The 14,166-nt window shown below is 68.9% G+C and carries 11 protein-coding genes; all 11 read right to left on the reverse strand.

Annotated features, from left to right (window positions below; all coding sequences use genetic code 11):
• Positions 1-48 precede the first annotated feature (48 nt).
• Entirely contained in the window at positions 49-1,329 is a 1,281-nt protein-coding gene (locus BZL64_RS11760) for a thymidine phosphorylase (protein WP_086768811.1), read from the reverse strand.
• A gap of 70 nt (positions 1,330-1,399) precedes the next feature.
• Positions 1,400-1,804, reverse strand: coding sequence for a cytidine deaminase (locus BZL64_RS11765; RefSeq protein ID WP_086768813.1), 405 nt, complete (start codon positions 1,802-1,804; stop codon positions 1,400-1,402).
• Positions 1,801-3,060, reverse strand: a complete 1,260-nt coding sequence (locus tag BZL64_RS11770; protein ID WP_086768814.1) for an ABC transporter permease — start codon at positions 3,058-3,060, stop codon at positions 1,801-1,803. The genes BZL64_RS11765 and BZL64_RS11770 overlap by 4 nt, the downstream gene beginning before the upstream one ends.
• Positions 3,060-4,181: an ABC transporter permease gene (locus BZL64_RS11775; RefSeq protein WP_086768817.1), complete on the reverse strand. Its 1,122-nt coding sequence runs from the start codon at positions 4,179-4,181 to the stop codon at positions 3,060-3,062. The genes BZL64_RS11770 and BZL64_RS11775 overlap by 1 nt, the downstream gene beginning before the upstream one ends.
• Positions 4,178-5,830: an ABC transporter ATP-binding protein gene (locus BZL64_RS11780; RefSeq protein ID WP_086768819.1), complete on the reverse strand. Its 1,653-nt coding sequence runs from the start codon at positions 5,828-5,830 to the stop codon at positions 4,178-4,180. Before BZL64_RS11780 ends, BZL64_RS11775 begins: the two co-directional genes overlap by 4 nt.
• Before the next feature lie 272 nt (positions 5,831-6,102).
• Positions 6,103-7,149, reverse strand: a complete 1,047-nt coding sequence (locus BZL64_RS11785) for a BMP family lipoprotein (protein ID WP_086768821.1) — start codon at positions 7,147-7,149, stop codon at positions 6,103-6,105.
• Between the two features lie 382 nt (positions 7,150-7,531).
• Positions 7,532-8,605 (reverse strand): BMP family lipoprotein, encoded by a 1,074-nt coding sequence (locus tag BZL64_RS11790; RefSeq protein WP_158101524.1) that lies wholly within the window; start codon positions 8,603-8,605, stop codon positions 7,532-7,534.
• 286 nt (positions 8,606-8,891) lie between these two features.
• Complete coding sequence (locus tag BZL64_RS11795; protein WP_086768825.1) at positions 8,892-10,121, reverse strand: M20 family metallopeptidase; 1,230 nt, start codon at positions 10,119-10,121, stop codon at positions 8,892-8,894.
• Between the two features lie 486 nt (positions 10,122-10,607).
• Entirely contained in the window at positions 10,608-11,288 is a 681-nt protein-coding gene (locus BZL64_RS11805; RefSeq protein ID WP_086768829.1) for a hypothetical protein, read from the reverse strand.
• Between the two features lie 25 nt (positions 11,289-11,313).
• Positions 11,314-13,665: a hypothetical protein gene (locus tag BZL64_RS11810; RefSeq protein ID WP_086768830.1), complete on the reverse strand. Its 2,352-nt coding sequence runs from the start codon at positions 13,663-13,665 to the stop codon at positions 11,314-11,316.
• A 20-nt stretch (positions 13,666-13,685) separates the two neighbouring features.
• On the reverse strand, positions 13,686-14,108 hold the full coding sequence (locus BZL64_RS11815; protein WP_086768851.1) for a hypothetical protein: 423 nt from the start codon (positions 14,106-14,108) through the stop codon (positions 13,686-13,688).
• Between the last annotated feature and the right edge of the window lie 58 nt (positions 14,109-14,166).

Raw genomic sequence — 14,166 nt, forward strand, 5'->3', positions numbered from 1 at the left:
CTGGGGGCTGCGCCCCCAGACCCCTGCGTCCTCATACGCCGGACGGGCTTAAAGCGCGATTCGCTCCCGTACCACCGGGGACGCCTCGTACCTCGTGCCCGGCGCCCCGATGTCGTACGAACCCTCCACCGATTCCAGGGCGTAGGCGAAACGCTCCGGGGTGTCGGTGTGGAGGGTCAGGAGGGGCTGGCCCTCGGTGATCGTGTCGCCGGGCTTGGCGTGGAGTTCGATGCCGGCTCCCGCCTGGACCGGGTCCTCCTTGCGGGCACGGCCGGCGCCCAGGCGCCAGGCGGCGACTCCGATGCCGTAGGCGTCGAGGCGGGTGAGGACGCCGGTGGCCGGGGCCTTGATGACGTGCTGTTCGCGCGCGGTGGGGAGGGGGGCGTCCGGGTCGCCGCCCTGGGCGGTGATCATGCGGCGCCAGGCGTCCATCGCGGAGCCGTCGGCGAGGGCCTTCGCCGGGTCGGCGTCCTTCAGTCCGGCCGCGTCCAGCATTTCGCGGGCCAGGGCGAGGGTCAGTTCGACGACGTCGGCCGGGCCGCCGCCGGCGAGGACCTCGACCGACTCGCGGACCTCCAGGGCGTTGCCCGCGGTGAGGCCGAGGGGGGTGGACATGTCGGTGAGGAGGGCGACCGTCTTCACACCGTGGTCGGTGCCGAGGCCCACCATCGTGGAGGCCAGCTCGCGCGCGTCCTCGATGGTCTTCATGAAGGCGCCGGTGCCGACCTTCACGTCCAGGACCAGGGAGCCCGTTCCCTCGGCGATCTTCTTCGACATGATCGAGGAGGCGATGAGCGGGATCGCCTCGACCGTGCCGGTGACGTCGCGCAGGGCGTAGAGCTTCTTGTCGGCGGGGGCCAGGCCGTCGCCCGCCGCGCAGATCACGGCGCCGGTGGTGTCGAGGACGTGCAGCATCTCCTCGTTGGACAGCAGCGCGCGCCAGCCGGAGATCGACTCCAGCTTGTCCAGGGTGCCGCCGGTGTGGCCGAGACCGCGGCCCGAGAGCTGCGGGACCGCCGCGCCGCAGGCCGCCACCAGGGGCGCCAGCGGAAGGGTGATCTTGTCGCCGACGCCGCCGGTGGAGTGCTTGTCGGCGGTCGGGCGGGACAGCGACGAGAAGTCCATGCGCTCGCCGGAGGCGATCATCGCGGCCGTCCAGCGGGCGATCTCACGCCGGTTCATGCCGTTGAGCAGGATCGCCATGGCGAGCGAGGACATCTGCTCGTCGGCGACCTCGCCACGGGTGTACGCGTCGATGACCCAGTCGATCTGTTCGTCGCTGAGTTCACCGCGGTCCCGCTTGGTGCGGATGACGGAGATGACGTCCATGGCCGTGCCTTTCAAGAAAGTGCGCGGCCCCTCCGCCCGGTTCACGCGAGTCGGAGGGGCCGCACGGGAGTCACTTGGTGAGGTGGTCCGGGCCGAAGGCCTGCGGGAGCATCTCGGCGAGCGGGAGGATCCCGGCCGGCGTCTCCAGCAGCAGGTCCGGGCCGCCGAACTCGTACAGCAGCTGACGGCAGCGGCCGCACGGGACGAGGATGTCGCCGCGGCCGTCCACGCAGGTGAAGTGGGTGAGCCGGCCGCCGCCGGTGCGCTGCAGCTCCGAGACCAGACCGCACTCGGCGCACAGGCCGATGCCGTACGAGGCGTTCTCGACGTTGCAGCCGGAGACGGTACGGCCGTCGTCGACCAGGGCCGCCACACCGACCGGGTAGCCCGAGTACGGGGCGTACGCGTGGCGCATGGCCTCGCGGGCCAGCTCGCGCAGGGCGTCCCAGTCGACGGTGGCGGCGGCCGGGGTCACTTGCCCTGTCCCTTGTAGTAGGGCAGCCCGTCGGCCTTCGGCATGCGCAGGCGTTGCGCGGAGAGCGACAGCACCAGCAGGGTCACGAGGTACGGGGCCGCGGAGACGACCTGGCGCGGGACCTCGTCCACGCTGGTGTACCAGAGGAACATCAGGGCCGAGATCACCAGGGTGACGACGGCGGAGACGTACTTCTTCTGCCAGGCCAGGTAGGCCGCGCCGAAGACCAGCAGAATCGCCAGCAGCAGGATGAGGGCGTGCACGTTGGTGGTGCCGCCGCGCAGGTTGAGGCTGTCGGTGTAGCCGAACAGCCCCGCGCCGAGGGCGAGGCCGCCCGGCATCCAGTTGCCGAAGATCATCGCGGCGAGGCCGATGTAGCCGCGGCCGGCGGTCTGGCCGTCGAGGTACACGTTCGAGGCGACGATCGACAGGAAGGCGCCGCCGAGGCCGGCGAAGCCGCCCGAGACGATCACGGCGATGTACTTGTACTTGTAGACGTTGACGCCGAGGGACTCGGCGGCCACCGGGTTCTCGCCGCAGGAGCGCAGCCGCAGGCCGAAGGAGGTCCGCCACAGCACCCACCAGGTGGCGGGGACGAGGGCGACGGCGACGACGGTGAGCGGGGAGAGGTTGGTGACCAGACCGCCGACCAGGCCGGCGATGTCGGAGACCAGGAACCAGTGCTTGCCGTTCAGGGTCTCCAGCCAGCTCGACAGTCCGGGGATGTCGAAGGTGCCCAGCGACTCGATCGGCGGGGACTGCTTGGAGGAGCCCTGCGGGGCGTCCTCGAAGGTGAACTTCGACAGGTAGCGGGTGGTGCCCAGGGCCAGGATGTTCAGCGCCACACCGGAGACGATGTGGTTGACCTTGAACGTCACGGTGGCGATGGCGTGCAGGATGCCGCCGAGCGCGCCGCCGATGATGCCGAAGGCGACACCGGTCCACGGGCCCCACTGGTAGCCGGCCCAGGCGCCGAACCAGGTGCCGAGGATCATCATGCCTTCGAGGCCGATGTTGACGACGCCCGCGCGCTCGGCCCACAGACCGCCGAGGCCTGCGAGGCCGATCGGCACGGCCAGGCGCAGCGCGGTGGACATCTGGCCGGTCGAGGTGATGCCGTCCGCGCCGGAGATCAGGCGGACGATCGAGGTGAGGACCAGCACGCCCGCGATGATCAGCAGGAGTACCGGGAGGGACATGCGGCGGCGCTTGCCGGGCTGCTTCGCCTGCGGCTTGGCGATGGTCGCGGTGGACATCAGGCCGCCACCTCCTTGTTGGCGTTGTTGTTGGCGGCGGCGGCCAGCTCGGCGCCGACCAGCTTCTGCTGGCGGCGCAGACCCCACTGGCGTACGGCCTCGTAGGAGATGACGACCGCGAAGACGATCAGGCCCTGCATGATCGTGGCGATCTCCTTCTCGTACGCCACCGGGCTGGCGTAGTCGAGGGCGGGGGACGTCTTGTCGAGGAAGGCCCACAGGAGGGCGGCCAGCGCGATGCCGCCGGGGTTGTTGCGGCCGAGGAGGGCGATGCCGATGGCGGTGAAGCCGAGGCCCGCCGGGAAGCTGAGGCTGTAGGTGTGGGCGTCGCCGAGCAGCAGCGGCAGGCCGGAGATGCCGGCGACTCCGCCGGAGATCAGCATCGCGGTGAGCACCATGCGCTTGGCGTTGACGCCGGAGGCCGCGGCGGCGGTCTCGGACTCGCCGGTGGCGCGCAGGTCGAAGCCGAAGCGGGTGCGGTTGAGGATGATCCAGTAGCCGATGCCGAGCGCGACGGCGAGGAAGACCAGGCCGTAGATCTCGCCGACGTCCTGGCCCAGGTCGATGCCGGGCACCCAGCCCGACTCCTTCATGACGCCGGTGGTGACGTTGTCGCCGAGCAGGACGCCGAAGTTCTCGCGGAGGGTGAGGTAGCCGATGAGGCTGGTGGCGATCGCGTTGAGCATGATCGTCGCGACGACCTCGCTGACGCCGCGGGTGACCTTGAGGATGCCCGCGATGCCCGCCCACATGGCGCCGGTGAGCGCGCCGACCAGGAGGAGCAGCGGGACCTGGAGGAAGGACGGCAGCGACACGTGCGCGCCGACCACGGCGGTCATCATGGCGCCGAGGCGGTACTGGCCGTCGACGCCGATGTTGAACAGGTTCATGCGGAAGCCGAGGGCGACCGCGAGGGCGGCGATGTAGTACAGCGAGGCCTGGTTGACGATCAGGACCTGGACGTCGGCGAACCCGGCCTGCTCCAGCATCAGCCGGTACGGCTCGAACGGGTTCTTGCCGGAGGCGATCAGCACGATCGACGTCAGCAGGATCGCCGAGACCAGCGCGATGACCGGGCCGGCCACCGCGAGGAGCAGGCGCTCCTTGTCGAACTTCTTCATCGGGCCTCGTCCTCCGGGGCGGCTTCTTCTTCGACGTGCTCGAGGTGCCCGGACGCGGCGCCGGTCATGGCCGAGCCGAGTTCCTCGGGGGTGACGGTCGCCGGGTCGGCGTCGGCGACCAGCCTGCCGTCGTAGATGACCCGGAGGGTGTCCGACAGGCCGATCAGCTCGTCCAGGTCGGCGGAGATCAGCAGCACCGCCAGGCCCTCGCGGCGGGCCTCGCGGATGCGGTCCCAGATCTGGGCCTGCGCGCCGACGTCGACACCGCGGGTGGGGTGGGCGGCGATCAGGAACTTGGGGTTGTGGCTCATCTCGCGGCCGACGATCAGCTTCTGCTGGTTGCCGCCGGAGAGGGAGGCGGCCGTGACGTCGATGCCGGGGGTGCGGACGTCGTACTCCTCGACGATCCGGCGGGTGTCGTCCTGCGCGCCCTTGGGGTTCAGCCAGAAGCCCTTGGCGTTGGGGGCCTCGGTGACGTGGCCGAGGATCCGGTTCTCCCAGAGGGGGGCCTCCAGGAGCAGGCCCTGGCGGTGGCGGTCCTCGGGGATGTAACCGACGCCGGACTCGCGGCGCTTGCGGGTCGGCCAGGGGGTGATGTCCTCGCCGAGGAAGGCGATGGTGCCGGAGTCGGCGTTCTTGGTGCCGATCAGCGCGTCGATCAGCTCGGTCTGGCCGTTGCCCTCGACGCCGGCGATGCCCATGACCTCACCGGCGTGGATGGTGAAGGTGACGCCGTCGAGGACCTTCTTGACCTCGCCGGCCGCCTCGACCAGGGAGCCGGGGCCCACGGGCTCGGCCTCCGGGCCCAGGGAGGCGCCGCCGCTCGCGTGGACCGTGAGGTTCTCGACGGTGATGACGGGCTGGTCGGTGACCGTCGACTCGGCGGTCTCCGGGGTGGGCAGTTCGCTGCCGACCATCATCTCGGCGAGCTGGCGGGGGGTCGTCTCGGCGGGGACGGCCGTGCCGACCGTCGTACCGCGCCGGATGACGGTGATCTCGTCGGCGACCGACAGGACCTCGCCCAGCTTGTGGGAGATGAAGATGACGGAGAGGCCCTCGGACTTCAGCTCGCGCAGGTTGGCGAAGAGCGCGGCGACCTCCTGCGGGACCAGGACCGCGGTCGGCTCGTCGAGGATCAGGGTGCGGGCGCCGCGGAAGAGGACCTTGAGGATCTCCACGCGCTGGCGGTCGGCGACGCCGAGGTCCTCGACCAGGGCGTCGGGGCGTACGCCGAGGCCGTAGCGGTCGGAGATCTCCTTGATCTTCCTGCGGGCGCCGGCGCCGATGCCGTGCAGCTTCTCGCTGCCGAGCACCACGTTCTCCAGGACGGTCAGGTTGTCCGCGAGCATGAAGTGCTGGTGGACCATGCCGATGCCGCGCGTGATGGCGTCGGCGGGGCTGGAGAAGCTCACCTGCTCGCCGTCGACCGTGATGGTGCCCTCGTCCGGCTTCTGCATGCCGTAGAGGATCTTCATCAGGGTCGACTTGCCGGCGCCGTTCTCGCCGACGAGGGCGTGCACGGTGCCCTTGCGGACGCTCAGGTGGATGTCGTGGTTGGCGACGACACCGGGAAATCGCTTGGTGATGCCCGCGAGCTCTACCGCGACTGTCGAGGGGGCGGTGAGCGGAGGGCTGCTGGACGCGTCGATGGCGCACTCTCCTCGGGAAAGGGGCCGCTCTACGCGCGTAGCGCCCCTGCTTTAAATAGTGCCCGGACCTGATCGATCTTGACCGACCTCTCGATCAGTCTCGATCCGTTCCGAGCATTCTGCCGCGCGAACGGGGCGCGGGGAGTCATCGTCCCCGCACCCCGTTCCGAGGTCGTAACGCTGTCATTACAGCGCTTCTTTGGCCATGCCTTCGACAGGTCTCGACACGTCTCGACAGTCTCGACGCTCTCGGCAGGCCGCCGACTCGGTCGTCAGGAGGTCTTCACCTTGATGGTGCCGCTCTTGATGCCTTCCTCGGCCTTCTTGACGGCGTCCTGGATCTCCTTGTTGCCGGCGAAGACCGGGTTGGAGTTCGACAGGCTCACGCCGCCGTTGGCGAGGTCACCACGGACCACACCGGTGGCGGGCTTGCCGTCCTCCACCGACTTCGCCAGCGTGTAGACGGCGCCCTCGACGTTCTTCATCGCGGACGTGAGGATCGAGTCCTTGTACGTCTTCAGCGCGTCCTGCTTGTACTGGTCGGAGTCGACGCCGATCGCCCACACCTTGTTGGCGTTGGCGGCCTTGATGACGCCCTGGCCGGAGAGGCCGGCAGCGGCGTAGACCACGTCGGCACCGGCGTCGATCTGACCCTCGGCGGCGCTCTCACCCTTGTCCGGGCTGGAGAAGCCGCCCTCGGCGGCGGTCTCGGTCAGGTACTGCGACTTGACCGTGACCCCCTTCTTGGTGTCCTCGACGCCCTGCTTGTAGCCGGCCTCGAACTTGTGGATCAGGGGAACGTCCACACCGCCGACGAAGCCGACCACGTTGGACTTGGTCGCCTTGGCCGCGGCGACGCCCGCCAGGTAGGAGGCCTGCTCCTCGGAGAAGACGAGGTCGGCCACGTTGTCGGCCTTGGTCTGCTCGTCGTCGACGATGCCGAAGGTGGTCTTCGGGTACTTGGCCGCGGCCTCCTTGACGGCGGGCGCGTAGGCGAAGCCGACGCCGATGACCGGGTTGTAGCCCTGCTTGGCGAGGCTCTCCAGACGCTGGACCTTGTCGGCGTCGGACTCGCCGTCCTGCGGCTCGACGGCGGTCGACTTGTAGCCGAACTCCTTGTCGGCCTTCTCCAGGCCGGCGGTGGCGGCGTCGTTGAAGGACTGGTCGCCCTTGCCGCCGACGTCGTACGCGAGGGCGAGGCCCAGGTTCTTGTCGTCACCGGAGGAGGACGACGTGGAGGAGCTTCCGCAAGCGGAAACGCTGACTGCGAAGGCTGCGGTAGCAACACCAGCAACCGCGATACGGGACACCCGGCGCATGGAACGAGACTCCTTTGTGCAAGCGCCCATACCAGGCGCTGGTTCCGCCGCAGCGTAACGCGCGTAGACCAGACGGAAAAACCCTTCTGTCCGGTCCGTTATCGAGCTGTGGCCACAGTTTGCGCTCCAGCCTACGGAGGCGGGAGCGCGGCGTGCGGGAGGAGGGGGCCGCTGGTCTGCGAGGACACCCTTAATGGACGTAGGCGGGGGGCTGAGCCGGTACGGCCACCGCCCCCGCCACCGCCGCTGCGTCTCGTCCCGGCTGGGGCTCCGCATCGTCTCGGCCGGGGTTCCGCATCGCCAAGCCCGCTCAGCAAAACGCCGGAGGGGCTGAGATTCAGCCCCTCCGGCGTTCCAGGAGAGCGAGGACCCGGCGAGTGGGCTACTTCGCGTTGACGGTGATCTTGCCGTCGACGATGTCCTTCTTGGCCTTGTCCACGGCGGCGACGACGTCCGTCATGGCCTTGTACTTCGGGTTGGTGTCGGCGAAGCCGACGCCGTCGTTGGAGAGGCTGCCGCGGACCACGCCGGACAGCGGCTTGCCCTCGTACACGGACTTGGCCAGGTCGTAGACCGCGCCGCCGACGTTCTTCAGGGCCGAGCCGAGGACGTAGTCCTTGTACGCGGCCAGCGAGGTCTGGGAGTACTGGTCGGAGTCGACGCCGATGGCCCACACCTTCTTGCCTGCAGCCTCGGAGATCACACCCTGGCCGGAGAGACCGGCCGCGTGGTAGATGACGTCCGCGCCAGCCTCGATCTGGCCGCTCGCCCCCGCCTTGCCCTTGTCGGGGCTGGAGAAGCCGCCCTCCTGGGGCGTCTCGGTGAGGTACTGCGACTCGATCTTGATGGCCGGGTTGACCGACTTGGCGCCCTGGATGTAGCCGGCCTCGAACTTGTGGATGAGCGGAATGTCCACGCCGCCGATGAAGCCGATGTGCGCCTTCTTCGACGCCTTCGCCGCGGCGACGCCGGCCAGGTAGGAGGCCTGCTCCTCGTGGAAGACCATGTCGGCGACGTTCTTCGCCACCACCTGCTCGTCGTCGATGATGCCGAACGTGGTGTCCGGGAACTTCGCGGCGACCTCCTTGACGGCCGGCGCGTAGATGTAGCCGACGCCGATCACCGGGTTGTAGCCCGACTGGGCGAGCTGGGTCAGGCGCTGGACCTTGTCCGCGTCCGACTCGCCGTCCTGCGGCTCGACGTCGCGGCCACCGATCCCGAACTCCTTGTCGGCCTTCTCGAAACCGGCGTACGCGGCGTCGTTGAAGGACTGGTCGCCCTTGCCGCCGATGTCGTACGCCAGGCCGATGCCCTTGCCGGAGTACGTGGCGGACTCCTTGCCGGACTCCTTCTCGCTGGGCTTGGAGCTGGTGCTGGACTCGCCGCAGCCGGCCGCCGCGAGGGCCACGACCGCGACGGACGCCGCTGCCCGGATGAACCCGGTCCTTCGAGATATGAGACGCACAGCAAGCACCCTTCATCCCCACGGCGCCGTCACCGGCCCGCGTTCCCCAATGTGGCGCCTCCTGCACGGCTCCCCCAACGGGCCGTTCCAAGGGGCGATTTCGGCGCACAGTAACGCGCGTAGACGGGGAGGGGAACGGGGTTCCTCGTGGCCGTTATCGATTCGTGCCGCCGCCGGGTTACAACCGGGTCCCACGGGTTACACCCCGGTGACACAAGTGGACGAAGGGGCGCCTTTCGGGCACCCCTTCGTTCGGACCTTCAACGGCGTCCCGCGCTCACACCATGCGCGTCGTCGCGTCCAGCAGCGCGGCGGCCGTGAACAGCTCCACCCCTACGGTGATGGCGTGCTCGTCGGCGTCGAAGTCGCCCTGGTGCAGATCGCGGACCGTGCGCTCGCCCGGCGTGCGGACGCCGAGGCGGGCCATGGCGCCCGGCACCCGCTCCAGGTACCAGGAGAAGTCCTCGCCGCCGAGGCTCTGCTCGGTGCTCTCCACCGCCTCCTCGCCGCGCCGGGCGACCATGGCGTCCCGGAGCAGGCCGGTGACGTCGGTGTCGTTGACGACCGGGGGGACGCCTCGGACGTAGTTGATCTCGGACTTGGCGCGGTGCAGGTTGGCGACCTCGTCGATCGCGGCGACGACGAGGTCGGGCGCCTGCCGCCAGGCCTCGATGTCGAGGCAGCGCACGGTGCCGGACAGCTCGGCATGCTGCGGGATCACGTTCGGCGCGTGACCGCAGTCGATCCTGCCCCAGGTCACGGCGAGGCCGGCCCGCGTGTCGACGCGCCGGCCGACCAGCGCCGGCACGTCGACGACGACGCGGGCGGCGGCGGTGACCAGGTCGGTGGTCAGGTGCGGGCGGGCGGTGTGGCCGCCGGGCCCGCCCAGGGAGATCTCCAGGCGGTCGCAGGCAGAGGTGATGGCACCCTCGCGCAGACCGATCAGACCGGCGTCCACGCGCGGGTCGCAGTGCACGGCGATGATCCGGCCGACGCCCTCCAGGGCACCGTCCTCGATGGCGTCGGCGGCGCCGCCGGGCAGCACCTCCTCGGCGGGCTGGAAGATCAGCCGCACCGGACGCGGGAGCCGGCCCTCGCGGTGCAGGTCGGCGAGGACGAGACCGGCACCGAGGACGACGGCGGTGTGCACGTCGTGACCGCAGGCGTGGGCGCGGTCGGGAACGGTGGAGCGGTAGGCGCAGTCCGCCTTGGTGTCCGGGATGGGCAGCGCGTCGATGTCCGCGCGCATGGCGAGAACGGGTGTGCCGTCGCTCCAGTCGCCGATGTCACAGATGAGCCCGGTGCCGCCGGCGAGTACGCGGGGCTTGAGGCCCGCCTTCTCCAAGCGCTCCTTGATCGCCGCCGTCGTACGGAACTCCTGGTTGCCCAGCTCGGGGTGCATGTGCATGTCGCGGCGGAAGGCGACGAGCTCGGCGCGCAGGGCCTCCGGCAAAGTGCCGGGGAGCACGGCTTCCCCTGAAGGATCGGCCTCGGACTCTCGGGACATCAGTTGCTTCACCCTTTGAAGGGTAGGACGCCGGGGTGGTCGGCTGACCCACGATCAACAAAACTTCAACCTGTTAGGGGAAGAAAAGTTGGCCGCGCGGCGCATGGCTGGCGTTCGGGCTGGGTAAACTCGGCTCTTTTCGGGCCGAGCCGATCATGGCTTGCCGGCCCGTCCCTCAATCTTCCTCCTTCACGGTTACCACGGCTCACTCGAGGCACGCGCGACTGTCCATGGAGCGGACCGGGGCGCTCGGCGCTCTCACGCGTTCGCCCGTGGCCCACCGGGCGGGCCGCCGGAGTCCGGCCACGTCGGTGACGAACCGCACGCCCGCTCGACCCCGGCCGACGCCGACCCTGGCCGACGCCAGCTGGCCGACGCCGACCCTGGCCGACGCCCGGGTGCGTCCACGTCTCCGCGCCTCCGACGCCCACGCGGACGACCTCCTGCGGGCCCCCTGATCGTGCTCGTTTCCGCGTACGTCAGGGGCTACGCGGGATCCAGTACGGGCCGCGCGGGGAGCCCGCCGTTCTTCTCACAGCGCAGTTCCTCGGCCATGGCGAGCGAGAAGGCGTGGGCCACGGTCGCGTAGGCGTCCTTCAACGCCTCGACGTTGCCCTCGGGCTCCGTCGGCATGCCCCAGTGCTCCACACCGATGGCGATGTGAGCCGCTGTCGACGAGCCGGCCAACTTGTCGCTTCTGCAGGCGAACTGGACGTACGCCCTGTTCGCCGCCGCCAGGGTGCGCTCCCCCATGTCCAGCACGGTGAAATCCGGGGCCGGAGTCCCCGTCGGGGGGCCGTCATTCAGCCCCCAGGTGACTCGGACCGCGAAATCCGGCGTACCGTCGGCCGTGTAGATGCGGCAGACGTCGTCGCGCCCCCCGGTAGCGGCCGGAAACGCCTCGACGAGGTCCGTCGCGGCCCGCGCGACGGTGGACTTCTCCGCCGTCGTCCCGAACCGCGACGACCCCGTGATCACCGTCAGTGCCTTGGACGCCTGGGCGGACACGGCGTCGCCACCGCACAGTTGCGTCCCCGCCAGCGACTTGTCGGCCGCCTCCTCGTCTCCGTTTCCACCACAACCGGTGGCCCCGAGACACAACAAGCCGGCCACGGCCGCGGCAAGAAGTCCAACGCGCACCGGCCTACGATTGATCACTATCCGCATCCTTACGTATCCTCGGCCGCCGGCCTCAGCCGGTCTCCGGGCGGTTGCCCTGCTGGTTCTCCCGGTCGTTGCCGGTCCCGTAGCCGATCAGCATCGATTCACGAAGGTCCTGCGCGAACGTGCTGTTCGCGGGATCCGGGACGTGCCGCCCCAGAAACTCCTCCATCGGTGCCTCGGCCAGGGCCTCACCGGCGGAGAAGATCGCCATTCTCTCCTCGTCGGTGAGCTCCTCCACCTTCTCCTTGTGCTCATCCACCGAGCTGCCGGAGATGTCGCCGACCACCTGGCCGATGACCTGTTCGGCAACGCCACTGGCCGTATCGGTCGCCAGCGGAATGAGTACCGCAGCCGTGCCCACCGCCGCGGTCGCGGGCAGGAAGGCGACGCCCGCCGCGATGCCCGCCGTGGCCCCGAACTCGACCCATCCCGCCCGCTTGGCGACCGCCTTCTCGTAGTCCTCGTGGGTCTTGAGGTTCGTCGCCTCCACCTGGTCGGCCCGGGACTGGTCGAGCATGCCCTGCACCTCGGCACCCACGCGCACGGTCGCCCTGGCCCCGCCCTCGTCGATCTTTCCGTCCGGGCCCACCGTCCCTTCCAGCACGCTGCGGGTGTAGACCTGCTCCGCGGTCGAGAGCGTCGCGTAGGCGTCCGGGTGCTGACCAAGGGTGCTGAGAAAGCTCCGGGCGACGCTCCGCCCGTTCCCGTCCACGGTGTCCGCGAAATCGAGGTGTCCGTCCGGGTTCGAGCCCGGCGCGAACACGCTGCCTGGGTGGTTCTTTTCCAGCGCCCAGTTGATGTCGTCGATATAGCCGGCGCCCATGACGCCCAGACTGTCGGCCATCGCCTCCTGGTGCTTCTTGAGCAGACCCGGGTCCGCACCGTACTTCTCCATGACCTGCTGCATGACCGCGGCGTTTTCCGCGTCGCGCACCACGCCGCCGTCCGGGTGCCCGGCCGGGTAGCCGAGGGTCGCTGCCTCCAGGGCGTGACCGAGGGCGTCGGGCATCTGGTCGAGCGACGCCTTGCCCTCCTGCTCGTCGAGCGAGTTGACGTCGGGGAAGGACTCCCACTTCTCGTTGCCGAAGAAGTCGAGGTAGTTGTCGATCGCCTCGCCGTCCTTGTTCTTGCCGAGGTCTGCCGTGGCACACTCGTTGACCGTGCCGTCCTTGTTGTACGCGGTCGGAGGGTCGGCGAAGAACTTCTTCGCCGCTTCCGGACTGTTGCCCAGCGCTTCCAGCATGGCGGTGGCCGGGTCATAGCCGGCACCGTTCACGCCGGAGGGGTTGTACGGGTCCTTGAACGGACTGTTCACCACCTTGTTCCCGGCGAACAGGTACGGGTCCTTCTGGTGCAGCTGCGCCACGTGTTCGGCGATGGGGTTGAGGAACCTGGCGTCGTAGTTCCCGTACCGCATAATCCCGCCGAGCAGCTGGTATCCGAACGGCCCGCCATAGTCGTTCTTGGCCAGCGGAATGTGCTCGGTGCCCAACTTGCGGAACTCCGGCCCCCACTTGTCGGTGAACTCCTTGTCGTGGGAGGCGTTGGCCAGATTGAGGCCCAGGTTCTTCTGGAGCTCCTGGACGTCCTTGAGGCGCTCGGAATCGACCCTGCCGTACTCGTACGTGTCCGTGGAAAGCTGACCGAAGAACGCGAGTGACTTCTCGGGGCCGAGCTTCTCGTAGAAGCCCCTGGAGAACTCCACCGACGAACTGTTGTCCTTCAACAGCTCGTTGAGCTGCTGCAGTTCGATGTGCGTGATGTCCTGGCCCTTGGCCGCCAGAGCGGCGGCGCGGGCGGCCTCCTCCTGGTCCAGCTTCGTGTACGTCGGAGCACTGAAGTCCTTGCGGTCGGTGACGTTGGTCTCGAGGGTCTTCTTGAGGGAGAGGTCGGTGTCGTTGCAGTTGTCGACGATGAGGTCGATCCTCTTCTGCCACGACGCGACGTTCGCCGTCTCCTCCCGCAGAAGATCGCTGTAGTCGGGGTCGTGCCGCGCCGTGTGGCTCTCTGACAACGGGTGCCGCGCGGTGACCTTGCCCTTGCCGTCCACGTGGATACCGGCCGCGGGCCCTTCGTGGTCCCGGATGTCGACCAGGTCGTCCCTGGCCTTCTTGATGGCCGCGTAACCCTCTTCCAGGATCTGCTTCACGCCCTTGGCCTCCGCCGCGGCGTCCGCGAACTCCTTGGCCGTCTTACCGATGAACGCCTTGGTGACCCCTGCGTTGACGCCCCTCCAGGACGCGCTGTCCGCCTTTGCCTTCATCCCGTCGGCGGCGTCGGTGGCGAGCTTGTCCAGCTTCCCCGCCATCTCCGACCAGTCGTCGGCGGCGTCCTTCAACTTCGACACCGGGGCGTCGATGATGTCCTCGTACTTCAGCATGATGCGCGCTCCCCCGAGCCCTATTTCATGTATTCCGTAAGTACAGAGATCTGCTGCAGATCTCCCCCGATCTTCGCCTCGTCCTTGGCGTGCTGGGCCTTGCTGTAATCGAGGTGATTCGAGATCTGCGCACAGGAATCCAGCAGCGTCTTCAGATGGGTCTGCCAGAAGTCATGCACCTTCAGCACGGCCGAACCGCTCACGAAGTTCCCGTTGGTCAGCGCCGTCGCAGCGTCGAACGTGGAGGAACGGGCGATGTCGCCCTCCTTCGCCAGCCGACCCAACAGGTCATACGCGTCATTACCGATAGCGCCGAGGTCGTCCCGATTGACCACCAGGTCGTACTCACCACCACCTCCGCCGTCGGCGGGAATGCTGTCGATCTGCATGGCTGTCTGCTTGGCCGCCTCGCGCAGTTCGGCCCACTCTTGCTCGAACGTCACGAATTCCCCCAATTCCATCCGGGTGGGCCGCTCCACCGTTTTCACGCGGCCACCGATG

Origin of the sequence: Streptomyces bobili, assembly GCF_002154575.1 — a bacterium.
Taxonomy (GTDB): Bacteria; Actinomycetota; Actinomycetes; order Streptomycetales; family Streptomycetaceae; genus Streptomyces; species Streptomyces bobili.